The sequence below is a fragment of the Polyangiaceae bacterium genome (assembly GCA_020633235.1).
GTDB lineage: Bacteria > Myxococcota_A > Polyangia > Polyangiales > Polyangiaceae > JACKEA01.
On record JACKEA010000001.1, the window covers coordinates 2,230,970 to 2,248,270 of the forward strand.

General features: G+C 68.1%; 12 protein-coding genes. 9 read left to right on the plus strand and 3 right to left on the minus strand.

What is annotated here, in order from left to right:
* Positions 1–44 precede the first annotated feature (44 nt).
* The gene (locus H6717_09895) at positions 45–368 is read left to right on the plus strand and encodes a hypothetical protein (GenBank protein ID MCB9577323.1); all 324 of its coding nucleotides are present in this window, start codon (positions 45–47) and stop codon (positions 366–368) included.
* A 1-nt stretch (position 369) separates the two neighbouring features.
* Here H6717_09895 and H6717_09900 read toward each other — a convergent pair whose 3' ends face one another.
* Positions 370–1,191, minus strand: a complete 822-nt coding sequence (locus H6717_09900) for an SUMF1/EgtB/PvdO family nonheme iron enzyme (GenBank protein MCB9577324.1) — start codon at positions 1,189–1,191, stop codon at positions 370–372.
* 92 nt (positions 1,192–1,283) lie between these two features.
* Here H6717_09900 and H6717_09905 point away from each other — a divergent pair, with 92 nt between their 5' ends.
* Positions 1,284–1,826, plus strand: a complete 543-nt coding sequence (locus H6717_09905; GenBank protein ID MCB9577325.1) for a hypothetical protein — start codon at positions 1,284–1,286, stop codon at positions 1,824–1,826.
* A 35-nt stretch (positions 1,827–1,861) separates the two neighbouring features.
* The gene (locus tag H6717_09910; protein MCB9577326.1) at positions 1,862–2,842 is read left to right on the plus strand and encodes a hypothetical protein; all 981 of its coding nucleotides are present in this window, start codon (positions 1,862–1,864) and stop codon (positions 2,840–2,842) included.
* On the opposite strand, the gene H6717_09915 is transcribed toward H6717_09910, so the two are convergent.
* Positions 2,836–3,411, minus strand: coding sequence for a hypothetical protein (locus tag H6717_09915; protein MCB9577327.1), 576 nt, complete (start codon positions 3,409–3,411; stop codon positions 2,836–2,838). The two genes, H6717_09910 and H6717_09915, sit on opposite strands and share 7 nt — an antisense overlap.
* 113 nt (positions 3,412–3,524) lie before the next feature.
* Between H6717_09915 and H6717_09920 the strand changes: the two genes are divergently transcribed.
* The 4 genes from H6717_09920 to H6717_09935 are packed head-to-tail and all read left to right on the plus strand — an operon-like array spanning position 3,525 to position 11,468.
* On the plus strand, positions 3,525–4,151 hold the full coding sequence (locus H6717_09920) for a TetR/AcrR family transcriptional regulator (protein ID MCB9577328.1): 627 nt from the start codon (positions 3,525–3,527) through the stop codon (positions 4,149–4,151).
* A 39-nt stretch (positions 4,152–4,190) separates the two neighbouring features.
* On the plus strand, positions 4,191–6,059 hold the full coding sequence (locus tag H6717_09925) for a CocE/NonD family hydrolase (protein MCB9577329.1): 1,869 nt from the start codon (positions 4,191–4,193) through the stop codon (positions 6,057–6,059).
* A gap of 35 nt (positions 6,060–6,094) precedes the next feature.
* Positions 6,095–7,003 (plus strand): hypothetical protein, encoded by a 909-nt coding sequence (locus tag H6717_09930; GenBank protein MCB9577330.1) that lies wholly within the window; start codon positions 6,095–6,097, stop codon positions 7,001–7,003.
* Positions 7,004–7,058: 55 nt separating this feature from the next.
* Positions 7,059–11,468, plus strand: coding sequence for a DEAD/DEAH box helicase (locus H6717_09935; GenBank protein MCB9577331.1), 4,410 nt, complete (start codon positions 7,059–7,061; stop codon positions 11,466–11,468).
* 42 nt (positions 11,469–11,510) lie between these two features.
* Here the strand turns inward: H6717_09935 and H6717_09940 are convergent, their stop codons facing one another.
* Positions 11,511–11,687 carry a hypothetical protein gene (locus H6717_09940; GenBank protein ID MCB9577332.1) on the minus strand — a complete coding sequence of 59 codons (177 nt, stop codon included), beginning with the start codon at positions 11,685–11,687 and terminating at the stop codon, positions 11,511–11,513.
* Between the two features lie 390 nt (positions 11,688–12,077).
* On the opposite strand from H6717_09940, the gene H6717_09945 reads away from it, so the two are divergent.
* Together H6717_09945 and H6717_09950 are read left to right on the plus strand one after the other, a co-directional pair.
* Positions 12,078–15,854: a thrombospondin type 3 repeat-containing protein gene (locus H6717_09945; GenBank protein ID MCB9577333.1), complete on the plus strand. Its 3,777-nt coding sequence runs from the start codon at positions 12,078–12,080 to the stop codon at positions 15,852–15,854.
* Positions 15,851–17,230, plus strand: coding sequence for a hypothetical protein (locus H6717_09950; GenBank protein MCB9577334.1), 1,380 nt, complete (start codon positions 15,851–15,853; stop codon positions 17,228–17,230). Before H6717_09945 ends, H6717_09950 begins: the two co-directional genes overlap by 4 nt.
* Positions 17,231–17,301 lie beyond the last annotated feature (71 nt).

The window sequence follows — 17,301 nt, forward strand, 5'->3', positions numbered from 1 at the left end:
TCCTTCCACGGGAATGGCGGCGCGGGGGTATCGGTTGGGAGGTCATGCAAGCCGTGTTGGACGGAGCTTCGCCCCGGCTTCTCAAGTGGACGGCCGTCGTGATCGGTGCCGCCGGAGTCGTCGTCGCCACCGCCAGCGCGGTCGACTTCGCGCGTTGGCCCGTGATGGACATGGGCGGCATCGTCGCCCGCGCCTTCATTCTCGGGCTCCTGTCCGCCCAGTTGATCCCGATGCTCGGGCTGCCCGTCGCGCTGTTCCTCCGGAGGCCCGTCGCGACCCCCGGTCGCGTGCTGTTCTGGAGCTGGGTCCTGTTGTCGGTCGGCATCCTGGTGCTTGGTGCCGCGGGCGCGATGGCGTTCCATCGCTGACTCACTTGCAGCAGCGAAATCCCGTCGAGTAGTCGTGGTACTCCGGCGCGTGGGTGGCCGTGGCGTAGCGGCAGCCGTGGCCGTGCTCGGCGTGGGAGCTGAAGTAGCCGCCCATGAACACGCCCATGCCGCGTTTGCCGAACCACTGGTCGCCCTTCTCGAAGGGCACCTCTTTGATCAGCTTGGCGCTCACGTCGTCCGCCACCCACTCGTGCAGATTGCCGACCATGTCGAACACGCCGCTGTCCGTGACGCACTCGGAGTACTCGCCGGTCTTCGCCAGAAAGCCGGGCTCTTGATTGACGCGAGGGTTGTTGTAGTGCGCGAGCTTGGTGAAAAAGACGTGGCCGAACACCTTCGTGAGCAGGTGGGGCTTGCCCACGTTGCACTTTCCCTTCTCGAGCTTCGGGCCGTAGGGGTACGCGTCGCCGCCCGCGCCGGAGCAGGCGCGGTACCACTCGACGGCGCGACACAGCCGCTTGCCGGCGCCCGCGCAGGCGGCCTCGGCTTCTTCACGACTGACGTAGCCCTGCGGCACCACGCCGGCGCGGCTCACCGCGACGTAGCGTTCCCCCGCCTTCGGGCGCTCGTAGGGCGAATGCTCCGCGCCGTCGACGCGGGTCAAGTGCGCCTCGTAGCGATCGATGCAGAAGGACGCGACGTGGGCCATGTCCGCCGGACACGGCGGCGCCGGGGGCTTTGCCGAGACCACGGGCGCCGCGACGGGCTTCGCGCTCGCCACGGGACGTGGTGCGGCGGCGCTCTCTTCGCACCCCGCCGTGACGGCCGCCACGAGCAGTAGTCCCAGTCGCAGATCGCGCAAGTCCACGAGCATAGCGACGGGCATCGCGCCGCACCAACATCAAGATGGAAAGGGAGAGGTAGCTTCGTGCCTTGGCGGCGTAAAAGGCCGGCATGGGGCAGTACTTCCAAGGGGTGGCCGTCGATCTGAAGACCCTGGAGCAGCGCGTCGCGCAGCGGGACCCGGCCCTCGTCGAGCGAATGCAGGCACCAACGGTGAGCTACTCGGCGCGCCTCTTGGGGGCGGCACAGACACGGCAGGCGCTCGACGAGCTCCTCGCGGGGGCCATCAGCCGCGAGCTCGATGGCGACTACTACGCGCTCGCGGTGATCGCGCTGGCCTTTGAGCTGGGCACGCGTACGGGTGCGCCGGACGTGACCTTCGCGGACCTACAGCGGGTGAAGGGGTTCGACGTGCTGTACCCCTACGCCGACGCGAACCTCTGGCCCCTCGGGATCCCGCGCTCCAATTTCGTTCTGGGTGCAACGTACGATGCGGGTCGCTGCCAGGAGGTCCTTGGGCTTCTACAGCAAGCGTATCCGCGGGAGCCCAGCGCGGCGGAGGCGGAATCGAGCAATGTCGCGGTGTTCGCCGCGTTTCGCTGGCTACGTACCGCGGTGGCGGCTGACCAAACCCTGCTGCTCTGCCACATGTAGGGGAGAATGGCCGCGGGCTTCCGTAGGACGCCGACATGAGCAGGCGGATCGTCCTGGGTGTAGCTTTCGGTAGCATTCTTCTCGCGTGCTCCTCCTCTGGGGGAGGCGGCGGTGGTTATCCCGACGGCGGCGGGGGCGCCGGCAACTTCGGAGGTCAGGGCGCGGTCGGCGGCTTCGGCAATTCCGCCGGTCAGGGAGCGACAGGCGGCTTCGGCAACGTCGCCGGCCAGGGCGCAACCGGCGGCTTCGGCGCGACCGGCGGCACGGGCGCGACGGGCGGCTTCGGTGCGACGGGTGGCTTCGGCGCGACCGGCGGCACCGGCGCCACCGGTGGCTTTGGCGCGACCGGTGGAACCGGCGGTGGTCAGACCTGCGACGAGCCCCTCGACTGCGGCAGCCCGTCGGTGATGGTGTGCGATCCCGCGACGCTGCAGTGCAGCTCGCCGCAATGTTCCGACACGCTGGTTTGCCCGACGGGAAAGACCTGCGTGATCCAGGCGGACAACGTCACCGTGGGCGCTTGCTATCCGGAGTGCATCCCGGGCGGCGCGGCCTGCGCCGGCGGCGCGACCTGCAAGTCTACCTTCGACGCGACCAGCGGTTTCTGTTGGGCCAGCGGTAGCGCGCAGGAGGGGCAGAGCTGCACATCGAAGCCGGTCAACACGGGCTGCGCCACCGGGCTCATTTGCGCCACCGACCAAGGCGCCAGCATTTGTCGCAAGACGTGCAGCTTCTGGTCGTCGTTCCCGGGCTGTCCCAGCGGACAGAACTGCGCCATCAACAGCATATGCTTCGCGGAAGCTGGCGATCCGGCAGCGCTCGGCGCGCCCTGCTCCGTGACTGCGGCCGGCGGCGAGCCCTGCGGCAGCGACGGCCAGGCCTGGCGCGGGATCTGTCAGGACCTGGGCTCCGGACAAGAGTGCGCCAAGCCCTGCCGCTACAACGTGACCGCCGACTGCACCAGCGGCACCACCTGCAGCGCCGCGAATCCCGGCGAAATCGGCGTCTGCTACTGAGCGAGAGCAGCGCGGCGGCGGAGGTTCAACACCACCGCCGCCGGGGGTGCGATCGGCAGCAGCAGCGCCAGGGTCAAGAGCGCGAGCACGCCGCCCGCGCTCAGGCTCAGGGCGAAGAGCAGCACGTCCGATACGCGCGCCCGTGGAGGCTCCGCTGCTTGCGTCAGCTGTTGCGGCGTCATCGATAGCAGCGCCTCGAGGTCGCGACCGTACAGCGTTTCGCTGCGCCGCCCGCGCACGAACGCACGAAAGACTCGGCGTGGGATCAACGCCGCACCGGTGGCCATGCCGGACAGGTTCAGGTGCCACGCGATCCACACGTTCTTGCAGCCCGCGCCGATCTCCCACGCGGAGATCTCGAGCTCGCTCAGGAAGTCCGTGCCGTAGCCCGTGAGCAAGTGGTGCAGGTCGTGGTACGGCACCGCCTTGCGGCGCGCCGGCGAGTTGGGAAAGGGGAAGGGGATGGGGCCGAGCTTGAAGTCGACCCACGCGGCGGAGTAGCCGCCATCTTCCCCGAAGCCGTTGCTGCGAAAATACTCGTCCCGTAGCGCTCGCAAGGTGTGCTGCATGGTCGCCTCCAATTAATGACCATGGTCATATTTATGTTGGTCCGCCGCGGAAGCAAGGGGCCTAACAGCACAAACTTGACGCAGAAGTCCAAAAGACCAATGGTTCCGAATAGGTGAGTACAGTCAGAAAAGCCTCCCCGAGCCGCCGGGCCCAGAACAAGCTCGACAAGCGCGAACGCATTCGCAAAGCGGCCTTCGAGCTGTTCGTGAAGCACGGCTTCGACGCCACCACCACCAAGGCCGTCGCTAGGCGGGCCAAGATCGCGTCCGGCACGCTCTTCCTGTACGCGAAGGACAAGCGCGATCTGTTGTTCCTCGTGTTTGGCGAGCGGCTGCGCAGCACGGTGGATGCCCAGATGGCGACGCTGCCACGGCAAGCGGCGCTCTTGGATCAGCTGATGCACGTCTTCGGCGGCTTGTTTCGCATGTATGGCGAGCAGCCGGAGCTGTCGGCGGCGTTCGTCAAGCACCTGCCCGGAGCGCAAGGGCCCAACGCGGATTCGGTGAACGGCTTGACGCTCTCGTTCCTGCATCAGGTGTCGATGCTGGTGCAGAGCGCCCAGACGCGGGGCGAGGTGGACGCCGAGGTGCCTCCGATGGTCGCAGCGGGAAACATCTTCTCGCTCTACTTCGGCGCATTGATGACCTGGCTGTCGGGCTTCGCGACCCTGGAAGCGGCGCTCGAGCCGGGCCTTCGCGACGCGCTGTCGCTGCAGATCCGCGGACTGTCGCCGCGCTGACGCTTGGTCGCGGAGCGCCGCCGATGTAAGGAGCGCTGCGTGAAGCGCTCCCGCGACGCGGACCCCAGCCACGGCGACTACCTGCGCCGCCGCCCGCGCCGCGCCCGCGACTATCGGCGAACGAGCCGCTATCTCGTGATGCGAGACGGAACCAAGATCGCCGTCGACGTGTGCGTGCCGAACGGCCTCGGCAGCGAGCGGGTGCCGACCATACTGCGACAGACGCGCTACTTCCGCCGCTTCCAGGTGCACCCCGCGCTGCGCCGCGTGCTCCGCGCGGACACCCTCGATCCGATGAACGCGCCTATGCGCGCGCTGATGACCTCCCGCGGCTATGCCTGGGTGGACGTCGACGCGCGCGGCTCGGGCGCCTCCTTCGGCGAGCGGCCCTGCCCGTGGTGGCTCGACGGGGAGGTGGCGGACGGCGCGGAGATCGTCGAGTGGATCACCCGGCAGCCGTGGTCCAACGGCCGGGTCGGCTCCACGGGCGTGTCCTACGACGGCACTACGGCGGAGTTCTTGGCCATCACGGGGCACCCGGCGGTGCGCGCCATCGCGCCGCGGTTCTCGCTGTTCGACGTGTACACGGACGTCGCGTTTCCCGGCGGGCTACACAACGCGTACTTCACGGAAGCCTGGGAGAGCGCCAACGCCGCGCTGGATCGCAACGCGCCGGGGGAAATGGTGGCGCTCGTGTATCTGTTGCGACTCCACGGCGCGCTCGATCCCGCCCTCGCGCGGGCGTTGGATCGGCCGCTCACGGCGAACGCGCTGTCCGCGTTTTTCACGCGAGCCCTCGCGGGAGTCGCGCCGGTGGACGACGACGTGACCTCGACGCTGCTCCGCGCCGCCTTGGGCAGTCACGGGAAGAACTACAACGTCCACGACGGTGCAGTCGAAACGAGGTTCCGCGACGACTCGCCAAAGAATTCGCCCATCCCCGGTCAGACCTCGGATCTGTTCAGTCCCCACAGCTACGTGGATCGCATCGGCAGCGTGGCAGTGCTCGGCTACGGCGGCTGGTACGACGGCGCCTACGCCGGCGCCGCGGCGAAGCGACACCAGGCGCTCGTGGCGCGGGGCAAGGACAGCCGGCTCCTGATCGGACCTTGGGTGCACGGCGGGCAGCTGGACCAGGATCCGGATGCGCCGGTGCGGCCGGCGGCCTTCGATCACGCGGCGGAGCTCTTGCGCTTCTTCGATCAGTACCTGGAGGCGCCCGGCCGCGTGGCGGCGGAGCTGCCGCGGGTTCGCTACTACTCGATGGGCGAGGGACGCTGGCGCGCGGCGGAGACGTGGCCGCCACCGGGCATGCGCGAGACGAGCCTGCATCTTTCGCCGGGGCGTGAGCTCCGGCGACAAGGCGTGCGCGGCGGCTTCGACGTGAGCGAGATGCGCCTGGACGTGGGCGCCGGCAAGCGCAGCCGCTGGCGCACGCTCTTGTGTCCGTTCTTGAACGCCGACGGCGCGGGACGATCACCGGACGGCTACCTGGTGTACGACAGCGCGCCGCTCGAGCGCGCGCTCACCATTGCCGGCAGCCCGCTGCTGGCGCTGTCGCTGGCGTCGAGCCGGCCGGACACGGCGGTCGTCGTGTACCTGGAGGACGTGGACGGTCGTGGGCGCGGTCGCGGCATCAGCGAGGGGGAGCTCCGCACGCTGCATCGCACGAACGCCGATGGCAGCGCGACGTTCCTTTCGCGGGACGCCCTCGCGCTCGCTCCCATGCAGCGTGCGACGCATCACGTTCGCCTGCTACCCGTGGCGCATCGCTTCGCCCAGGGGCACCGCGTGCGCTTGGTGCTCGGCGCCGCGGACGTGGATCACTTCGCGACGCCAGCCGGAAGCGAGCCGGCGCGCTGGAGCATTGGGCTTTCGGAGTCGGTGCTGCGGTTGCCGGTGATGTAAGGGGATGTAACAGGGGCGCGTGGTAGCGCCTGAGCATGAGCAGGCGGTTGGCGACGGGTGCGGCGTTCGTGATGTTGGGGTGCTCGTTTGGCACCGGGGGCGGCGGTGGCTACGCGGATGCTGGAGGGGCCGCAGGGCAATCCGGAGCGCCAGGGTCGGGTGGTGCCGGCGCGATGGGGGGCGACTCTGGCGCGGCCGGCGCGACCGACAGCGGCGTTGGCGCCACGGGCGGGGTCGGCGCCACCGGCGGCGTCGGCGCCACCGGCGGCGTCGGAGGTTTCGGCGGAGCGGGCGGCACTGTGGGCTGCGTGAACCCGAGCGACTGCGGCGATCCGGCGTCCGTCGTGTGCGATCCCACGACCAAGCTGTGCACCGCGCCGCAGTGCACGGCGAGCTCACCCTGTTCGAGTGGAATGACCTGTGTGGCGCAAGCGAAGGACTCGACCGTCGGGGTCTGCTACCCGAAGTGCGTTCCCGGCGGCGCGTCCTGTGGAGCAGGTGCAACGTGCACGCCCTCCGTCAACGGTGTCCAGGGCTATTGCTGGCCCAGTGGCACGGGGCTGGAAGGGCAGAGCTGTGCGTACAAGGCCATCACTACCGACTGCGTGACAGGGCTGCTCTGCATTGCCGATCCGTCGGCTGCGGTGTGTCGCAAGACGTGCACCTTCTGGTCGGCCTACCCCGGATGCCCCGCAGGCCAGAGTTGCTCGTATCGCGGAGTCTGCCTCGCGGCCGCGGGGGATCCGGCGGCAATGGGTGGGACGTGCGCGGCGACGGCTCCAACGGGTCTCCCCTGCGCCAACGACGGGCTGGCGTGGCGTGGGATCTGTAGCGGCTCCGGCGGAGTCTGCGTGCAACCCTGTCGCGGAGGGGTGACGGGTGACTGCACGGCCGGAATGACCTGCAGCGCAACCACTCCAGGAAGCGTGGGAGGGTGCTACTGACAGGCTGCCACTCTCCTGACAGGGCGCCGTCGGCAGGCGGCCTTATACTGCGGCGATGGCCGACGCCCTGGCACGCTTCCACGAGCCCGTGCGCGCGTGGTTTTCCGAGTCCCTCGGAGCGCCGACGCGCGTGCAGCGCGAAGGCTGGCGGCCCATCGTGGAGGGCAAGAGCGCGCTCCTGCTCGCGCCCACGGGTTCCGGCAAGACGCTAGCGGCGTTCCTGGCGGCGCTCGATCGCCTGTCGTTCTCCGAGGAGCCAAAGAAGAAGGAGCGGCTCCGCGTCTTGTACGTCTCGCCGCTGAAGGCGCTGGTCACGGACGTCGAGCGCAACCTGAAGAGCCCCATCACCGGCATCGCGCGGGCGGCGGAGCGCCTCGGCATGCCGTTCCGCACGCCGACGGTGGCGATGCGCACGGGGGACACGCCCGCCAAGGAGCGCGCGGCGTTCCTTCGCGCGCCGGCGGACATCTTGGTGACCACGCCGGAGTCGTTCTACCTCTTGCTCACGTCGCAAGCGCGGGAGCGCTTGGCCACGGTGGACACCGTGATCGTGGACGAGATCCACTCGCTGGTCGCCACCAAGCGGGGCGCGCATCTGTTCCTGTCGCTGGAGCGGCTTCAGGCCCTGTGCCCGCGGCCGCTGCAGCGCATCGGGCTCTCGGCCACGCAACGCCCGCTCAATGAGGTCGCGCGGCTGCTCGGCGGTGGCGAGCTGTCCGGGAGCGATTGGCGGCAGCGTCCGGTGGAGATCGTGGACGCCGGCAGCAAGAAGCAGCTCACGCTCTCGGTCGAGGTGCCGGTGGAGGACATGAGCGCCGCCGCGGCGGAATCGCCGGAGCGCTCCCTTTGGCCGTCCATTCATCCGCGGCTGGTGGAGCTCATCCGCGCCCACCAGAGCACGATGATCTTCGTGAACAGCCGCCGTCTCGCCGAGCGGCTGGCGGGCGCCATCAACGAGCTCGCGGGGGACGAGCTGGCGCTGGCGCACCACGGCTCGCTGGCGCGAGAGCAACGCGTGGTGGTGGAAGACCGCCTCAAGCGCGGCACGCTGCCGGCCATCGTGGCGACGTCGTCCCTCGAGCTCGGCATCGACATGGGCGCGGTGGATCTGGTGATCCAGATAGAGTCGCCGCCCTCCGTCGCTTCGGGCATGCAGCGCATCGGTCGTGCGGGCCACTCCGTGGGCGCGCCTTCGGAAGGCGTGATCCTGCCCAAGCACAAGGGCGATCTGCTGGCCTGCGCCGCCGCAACCAAGCGCATGGTCGCGGGCGAGGTGGAGCCCATTCTGTATCCGAGAAATCCGCTGGACGTGTTGGCGCAGCAGATCGTCGCCATGACCGCGATGGACAGCGTGAGCGTGGATCACGTCTTCGACATCGTGCGCCGCGCGGCGCCTTTCGCGGAGCTGCCGCGGAGCTCCTTCGAAGGCGTGCTCGACATGCTCAGCGGGCGCTACCCCTCGGACGAGTTCGCGGAGCTCCGCCCGCGGGTCACCTGGGATCGCGTCGGGGGCGTGCTTTCGGCTCGCCGCGGCGCGCGCCGTTTGGCGGTGGTGAACGCTGGCACGATCCCGGATCGCGGCCTCTACGGCGTGTTCCTGGCGGATGGCGGCGCCGAGAAGAGCCGCCGCGTGGGCGAGCTCGACGAAGAGATGGTGTTCGAGTCGCGCCCCGGCGAGATCTTCCTGCTGGGCGCGTCCAGCTGGCGCATCGACGACATCACCCACGATCGCGTGCTGGTCACGCCGGCGCCGGGTGAGCCCGGGAAGCTGCCCTTCTGGCACGGGGATCGCCCCGGCCGCGCCCCGGAGCTGGGCCGCGCCATTGGGGAGCTCGCTCGAAAGCTCTCCAAAGAGGATGTCGGTGCGGCGCGGAAACGCCTGGAGAGCGAGCACGGCTTCGATGCCCGCGCTGCGACCAATCTGGTCGGCTATCTCGCGGAGCAACGCGAGGCGAGCGGCGTGGTGCCGAGCGATCGCGAGCTCGTGGTGGAGCGCTTCATCGACGAGATCGGAGACTGGCGCGTGTGCTTGCTGTCGCCCTACGGCGCCCGCGTGCACGCCCCCTGGGCCCTCGCCGTCGCGGCGCGCTACCGGCGGGAGACGGGCACCGAGGTCGAGAGCATCTGGAGCGACGACGGCATCGTGCTGCGCTTTCCCGAAGCGGACGACCCGCCGGACTCCTCGCTGTTCGCGCCGCCGCCGGAAGAGGTGAACGACGCCGTGGTGGAGGCGCTCGGCACCAGCGCGCTGTTCGCCGCGCGCTTTCGCGAGAACGCCGGTCGCGCGCTGCTCTTGCCCCGGCGCCACCCCGGAAAGCGGAGCCCGCTCTGGGCCCAGCGCAAGCGCGCTTCGGATCTGCTGCAGGTAGCGGCGCGCTACGGCTCCTTCCCGATCATGCTCGAGACGTACCGCGAGTGCCTGCGGGACGTGTTCGACGTACCCGCCTTGGTGGATCTCCTGCGTCGCGTGCAGAGCCGGCAGGTGCGGCTCACCACGGTGGACTCCAAGAAGCCCTCGCCGTTCTCGGCGACGCTCTTGTTCGGCTACGTCGCGAACTTCATGTACGAGGGCGACGCGCCGCTGGCGGAGCGCCGCGCGCAAGCGCTGACCATCGACCAGGCGCAGCTCCGGGAGCTGCTCGGCGAAGCGGAGCTCCGGGAGCTCCTCGATCCGGACGTCATCGCGGAGGTCGAGCGCGAGGTGCAGCGCCTCACGGGCTACCGCGTGCGCGACGCCGACGGCGTGCACGATCTACTCCTGAGCCTCGGGCCGCTGAGCGCAGACGAGATCGCCGAGCGCTCGGAAGGCTTTGCGCAGCAGTGGCTCACGGGGCTCCTTGCCTCGCGGCGGGTGCTTTCCGTGACCATCGGCGGACAAACGCAGCTCGCCGCCGCGGAAGACGCCGCGCGGCTGCGCGATGCGGTGGGCGTGATGCCGCCGCCGGGCTTGCCGGAGGCCTTCCTCGAAGCGGTGGCGGATCCGCTGGGCGATCTGGTGGCGCGCTACGCGCGGACCCACGGTCCGTTCCGGGTGGAGGACGCGGCGGCGCGCCTGGGAGTGCTCGTCGCGCTGGTGCGCACGGCGCTCGAGCGCCTGGCTGCGGAGGGCCGGGTGGTGGAAGGGGAGCTCTTGCCCGGGGGCCGCGGCCGCGAGTGGTGCGGTCGCGAGGTGCTGCGGCGCATCAAGCAGCGCTCGCTGGCGCGGCTCCGACGCGAGGTGGAGCCGGTGGAGCCCGCGGCCTACGCCCGCTTCTTGATGGAGTGGCAGGGCGTGACGAGCCCCGCCGCCGGGGCGGACGCGCTCCTCGCCGCCGTGGAGCAGCTGTCCGGCGCGCCGCTTCCGGCGTCGGTATTGGAGCAGGAGATCTTTCCCGCGCGGGTGCGCGGTTTCCGTCCGAGCGATCTGGATCTGCTGTGCGCCAGCGGCGAGATCGTGTGGCGCGGTCTCGAGCCGTTGGGTGTGTCCGACGGACGCATCGCGCTCTACCCCGCGGATCAGTACCGCTTGCTCGCGCCCCGCGCGGAGCCCGCGGCGGGCGAGCTTCCGGCGCGCCTGCGGGATGCCTTCGCGCGGCGCGGTGCGGTGTTCTTTCACGACCTCGTGGCCGAGGTCGGCGGCTTCGCCCAGGACGTGCTGGATGCCCTGTGGCAGCTGGTGTGGGCCGGGGAGGTGACGAACGACACGCTGGAGCCGCTGCGCTCGCTCTCGGTGCCAGACAAGCGCCGTCACCGCGGCCGCCCCGTGCGCACGCGCCGCGTGGGGCCGCCGGGGAGTGAAGGGCGCTGGTCGCTGCTGCCCGCGGTAGAAGGCCCGAGCGAGACGGAGCGCCGCACCGCGCTGGCGTCCGCGCTGCTCGAGCGCTGGGGCGTGCTGCCGCGGGAAGCCGTCCACGCCGAGGGCGTCAGCGGCGGGTTCTCCGCGGTGTACCCGGTGCTGAAGGCGATGGAGGAAGCCGGGCGCGTGCGTCGCGGCTACTTCGTCGCCGGCCTCGGCGCGACCCAGTTCGCCCGCCCCGGCGCCGACGATCGCCTGCGCGCCGTCAAGAATCAGCGCGACGCCCGAACGCAGCTCTTGGCCGCGACGGATCCGGCGAACCCCTACGGCAGCGTGCTCCCGTGGCCGGAGCACACGGGCCGCCCCGCGCGCATGGCCGGCGCGCGCGTGGTGCTGTGGGGCGGCGCCCTCGTCGGCTTCGTCTCCAAGGGCGAGCGCGCCGTGCTCAGCTTCCTGCCGCACGACGAGCCGGAGCGCGCCGAAGCCGCGAGCGCGCTGTGCCGCGCGCTGTCGGACATCGCGCGGGAGCGGGGCCGCCGCGCGCTGGTGCTGAGCGAGATCGACGGCGCGCCGCCCGCCCAGAGCCCCCTTGCGGAGCCGCTCCGCGCTGCCGGCTTCGTCCCCGGCGGTTCCGGCTTCATCAAGCGCACGACATATCGCGACGAGGAACCGCTGCGTGCCCGAGGGTAGCGTCACCACAGGCGCAGGCTTGCCGGGGCGGCGCGATGCCCGTCAGTACGCGCACATCTCCTTGGAGGGCTTTACCTCGCGCTGAGCGATGACTTTGCCGTCACAGGTCACGGTCATGGCGAAGTTCTCGCTTCCGAGATAGTCGCGAAGGGCAAAGGCTTCTTGCTGCGAGAACTCCAGCCAAATGGCGCAGGGACCTGCCGCGCAGTACGTTGGCACGGGACTCGCGCCGGCCGGGACACATTGCGGCGACGGACCGTGTGTGGAGCACGGCGAGTTGTAGGATTTCGGCACCGCTTCGAACGTGTAGTGGGCAACCACGGCGGTGGACGCAAGTTCCGCGACGCAGCTTGCGCCCGTCAGGGAGTCCGCATCGTACTCGAGAACCTCCGCGTACCCGAACGCGGGGTAGCACTGCGGACCCTCGGAGCACGAAGCACCACTCAACACGATCAGCAGCAACGCCGCGCCGGTTCGAGGCCTACATATACCCACCTCTGGCTTCCCCTTGCTGCGACTTAGGATGTCTTGCGCGTGCGACAAAGCGAACGGTAACATGAATCGACGCCCGCGGCACAGCCCGCGTGCGTTGAAACAAGGGGTCGGAACATGGAATCGGGGAAGTTCACGATGCGCCCGCTCGCGCTCGTAACGTTGGTTATCGCCACTAGTAGTTCTGCGTGTTCGGGGTCGCCAGAACAAGAGCGTTCCACCGGAGTTCATGTTCAGTCGGTCTACGAAAGCGGTCCGAATCCATACGGCGGCTACGTTGTCGACACCACTGCCTCCGCCACCCTCCCAGCCGCGGCGGTTGGAGCTCTCCAGCTTCCCGACGTTTCCGGTTGCACGGCGTGGGCGATTCAACGCGACGTGATAGTAACCGCCGCGCACTGCTTTTGTCCCCTCACGGATGGCGTCTCCCCGAGTGCGACAGGCTGGGAATTCTCGCTGCCAGCTGGCGCCGGATCCGCCGTGGATCCTCATGGAGTGAAAGTGAAGGGAAAAGGGAATGTCGCGTGGAAGATGGCCAACACCAAGAACTGCGACTCCGACATCTTCAGCGAGCTGTCCAGCTCGGCGGACGATGCAAGTGCGGACATGGCGGTGGTCTTCCTGGAACGCAACCTAAACACCGTCGAGCTTCCCAAGGTGATGCCCGTCTACACACTTGGTGATTTCCTTGATCGGCTTTGGAATGCGTTCCAAGGCGGTCCAACATTCCCGAGTCCGCCGTTTCAAGTCACCGGCTGGTCCGGCCAGCTCACGAACGCTGACAACTTCAAGCGACGTCACACAGGAACATTTGGCCCATCCAACGAGCCGCTCTCATTTGCGTACGGCTGCAATGTGTTTGGCGGCAATTGCTCGCCGTATCATGTTGAAGTCGACTCTGCTGGCAGCTTCGGCAGTATTCCTGGTCAGGGCTTCCAGCTTGCGCCGGGAGACTCCGGTAGCCCGTTGACGTTCAACGAGAACGGAGTGCCCACGGCGTTTGCAGTCTACAAGGGCCGGTACGCCAGTGTTGGGACCGCGTTCGGCACCATCTTCTATTTCTCCCCGACCTTCGACACGCCGCACGGTGGAAGGAACGGGGAATTCCTGCGTCAGTTCATCGAAGACGCCGACAACGACGACGTGAACGACAAGGTGGACAACTGCGCTCCGTCGCGCTGCAAGATGATGCTGCAATGCTACAACCCGAATCAGGAAGACGGTGACGGCGACGGCATCGGCGATAGCTGCGACAACTGTCCTGGCGTTGCCAATGCGGATCAAACGGATACGGACAAAGACTTCACTGGGGACGCGTGTGATCCCTGTCCCGAAGTTCCGGGCACCAAGGGTCCGGACGCGGATGGTGATGGAATTCCGGATTTCTGTGACAAGTGCCCGCACCTCAACAAGGACTACCCGACCTGCCATGTCGGCGCGTGTCCGTTTGCGTACGATGGCCACTGCATACCTCAAACGAACAAGTGCAGCGTTCAGGCGGATCTGGATCAGGACGGCGTTGGCGACGAGTGCGATGCCTGTCCAGGCTTCACGAGCTCGGACCTCGTGGCCAACTCCAACACCACGGCAGAGGAGCGCGAGCAGACCGACGCGCAAGGCGACCTGTGCGAGAACGTTCCGCAGTTCATCGCTCGCTCGGTGCGCGTCTCGGTGAAAGAAGTGCCAAGCGGGTATCCCGATCCCAGCGCAGTGCCGAATCCCCGCAACACCATTCTGCTGGACTCGACCGCGACCATTGGCCGGGTCTACGATCCCATCGGCTACAACAACGGAAAGGACCACACCCCCGTCACTGCCAGCGTGGGGTTCAGGTTCTGTGATTGCTGGGACAACCTGAAAGGCGCGTTCCAGAACAAGGAGCAGTGCCTGGTTGCGGGAGGGGCCTGTGACCCAGATCCGGATGCGTACGACGTCGCAGGTTCCAGCTGGAGACAGGTGACGGTAGGAAGCTCCTATCCCAGCTTTTCCAAGTACGCGGTTCCCAAGTCTCCCTCTGAGGCGCGCGGCGCTACCTTTCAGCGCTCTGGCGGCTACACCAGCTCGTTGTTCCTGAACACGGAGGTGGACTACGCCAACGCTGATGAGCAAGAGGACACGCGGATCGGTCGTCGGGAGATGCTGTCCTGGCGCTGGGCTGAGGATCTGGCCGTGAACGGGCTGGGAGGCAATGTGGCCGCCCACAACGTGCCGCCCGTGCCTCAACTGGAGGTCGGCGGGGTGTTCTGGACACACACGCTGTACACGCCCTTCATCAACGGGCCGCTCTTTCGCGACAACGTCACGCAGGGACGCCTCCGCGACGTCTACACCTACGCCAGCAGCACCTTCTTCACGCTGGAGTGGGCGAAGATCGTGTACGACGGCGGTATCGATTGCATTGGCGGCGGTGATTGCGGGCCGGTCTGGGACGATAACCTGTTGGTGAGCGTCGTGCAGCCCGTGGTGGACCCCTACCAGCGCGCAGGCCTGTCGAGCGTCGTGCCGCATCCGGCGCTTCTACTGCCTGCGAACGGCAAGGTCGCGGCTGTGGATTTCGCGGAGCCGAGTGTGGACGTCACGGCGTTCGTCTCGCCAACGGTCCAGCAGATGATCCTCTCCGGCGGCTATGACTGGCTGAGCCCCGTGGAGCGTTCGGATCGCTCGAACCAGCGGCTTCAAGCGACCGCGTTCGTAGCGATTCCGTCGGTGTGGACGCAGGACTCGAAGATCGTGGAGGTCGTCAGGACGGCCGAAGGCGCTCTCTCGGTCGCTCGCTCCGAGGGCTCCGTCGCCTGTCCGGCTGGCTCGGTGCTGTCGTCGTGCGCAGCAGGCGTGCGCTGCGTGGTGCCGTGCGATGGCGTGGTGGGGGACGACCCGGCGCGCGACATCGAGGCGGATCCAAGCTGCGTGCTCGTGGCCAATCCGTCGTTTACGGATGAGTCGGAGTTCACCTGCACCACGAATTCCTCCGGGGCCTGTGGCGCCGGAACGGTCGCTTGCTCCTCGGGTTGTTTCGTTCCCTGTGATGGCTCCGTTGGCTGCGTGCCAAACGGCAAGTTTGGTGACGAGTTGCCCGAGCTCTGCGGCTCGCCGGCGCAGACCAGCGCCACGGCGATGGCACAGCCGGCTTTCAGCGAAACGGCGTTTCAGGCTTCGCCAACATCCCCCTTCGTGCCAGGCGACAGGCTCGGTGCAAGCTCGCTGTTCGCGTCGACCGAACGGTCTGTGTTCCTGGTGGGTGGCGAGCGCGATGGCAATCCCACGGGTGAGGTTTGGCGCTACGATCTCGAGCAGCGTGCTTGGCATCACGAGTTGTTCGATAGCGTGTTGCCACCGCAGGATGTGCTGGCCACTGCCTATAGTCCAGTCCAGCGCCGGCTGTACGTCTTGGATGCGACGCGCAAGCCGGTCACCGGGTTCGGTGTCGATGACGTGTTCTCGTCCGGTATCAAGGGTGGGCCGCATGGGAAGGGGCCGAAGTTCGGGAAGCATGGCAAGCACGGCCACCCCCACGGTCACGGCCCATCGGGCGCTGAGGCTATCCGGGTTCGGCTGGTCGTGCACGACCTGAGTGAAGGAACGAGCACACTGCTCGGCAGTTGGAAGCGGACTGGGGCTTTCGATCGCTTCGCACTCGGGACTTACGATGACGGCACCGTCGTCCTTCTGCTGAGCGGCGACAAGAAGCACACCACGCTCGCCATGCGCGCCACTTCCGCCACGCCGTTCAAGTGGACTGGGATTCGAGTTCTTCCCGGTCGCCTCGCGGCCCGGCCGGTGTTGACCCTGCGCGGCCTCGTGGTGCCGCTTTCTGACAAGGGGAATGGGGGGCATCTCGAGGCGGTGGAAGAAACGGCATTTGCGCCGTCGAGTAGCGCGCCGCAGTCGCTATGACCAAGAAGTGGATCGGTCTTCCTCTGGCGCTTGCAGCGGTTGCCAGTCCGGCGTGCCAGTGCTCCAGCACGCCGGACGCGGTCAAGGAAACGGACGCCGGGCACGACTCGAGCACGTGGGACGCCCCGAAGTGGCCGCTCCCGGACTCGAGCTATGTTCCCCCCGAAACCGGCACCGGCGGCCAGGACAGCGGCTCGACCCTGCCGGATGGATCGGCGGAAGCGCCGTATGCTTGGATGTTCGATCCCGACGCTTGGACGCCGGTGGCGAGCATTCCGGAGTGCGACGTGCGCGAAGCCGACGTTTCCAAGTTGGAATGGCCAGGGTTCCAGTGGACAGCGTGCGGGAGCGGATGCCTCGAAGCGGATGTCGTGGGCGGCTCGAAGTTCCACGGAGCGCGGGAGAACGGGGCCAGCGCTCGGGTGGAGGGCGGGCGCCTGTTGGCATTCCTGACGGTGGGCGTGCGCTTTCCGCCCTCGAGCGAAGTGCTGGAGGTGGTGGACATAGAAGCCGGCAAGCTGATGTCGGCCGTCGTGGAACACGGTGACGATTGCTCCACCCAATTCCTGGGACGCTTCGCCACACGCGGATTGAAGATCGTGCCGGCGGGTGCTAGCCACTTCTACATCGGACTTGCCGGTACCCAGCTCGGCCAGGCCGCCGCGTGGCCGCTTCCTGCGCTCGTGGGAGACCAAGCGCCCTTCGATTTTGACGGTGGCTGGGGCGTGCTCTCCGGACTGGCGGCTGTCAAGCTCACGACGGACTTTGCCAGCTCCTCTGCGCTGACGACAGTGTACAGCTCGCCCGGCTATCAGACCGACGTGATTGGGTACGGACCGGCGGTCGCATGGGTGGACTGGCAGGTTCCGCATCGGGTTCTGCGCGGCTGGACGAAGCAAGGGGGGACGCGGGTCTTGGTGCAAGCGCCCTACCATGTGGTGGACGTTGCCCTCAGCGCGCAGCGCATCGTTTGGCTCGGCGCGACCGGAACCAGCCTGGTCGAGAACGGCTACGAGACATCGGCGCTCTACTGGTCTCCCAATGCGCTGGATCCGGACAACATCGTGCCTTCGACGGGCATCCCGCTGCCCATCCATTCGGATCCGGGTCTGTTCGCTACGGCCGGACCGTGGGCCGCCGTCAAGCACTGCGTGGCCCTGGGGGACTGCGAAACACTGATTGTGAACCTGGACACGAAAGCCGTATGGAAGCTCGCGCATCGCCCCGGCCGTGAGGCCACCGTGCTCGGAATGAGCGACAAGACGCTGCTGCTTGCCGAAGCGCCGTACCCCCCCGGGGAGATCGGCGACCTGCTGTTCGATCGGTTGCTTCGTTACGATCTAACAAAGCTCCAGAGCTTCGCCACACCGCAATGAACCGCACACCCCGAGCGTGGGGGGGCGCTGGGACGTTGCCCAGCGGTGTGTCCCAGCCCGACCAGGAACCC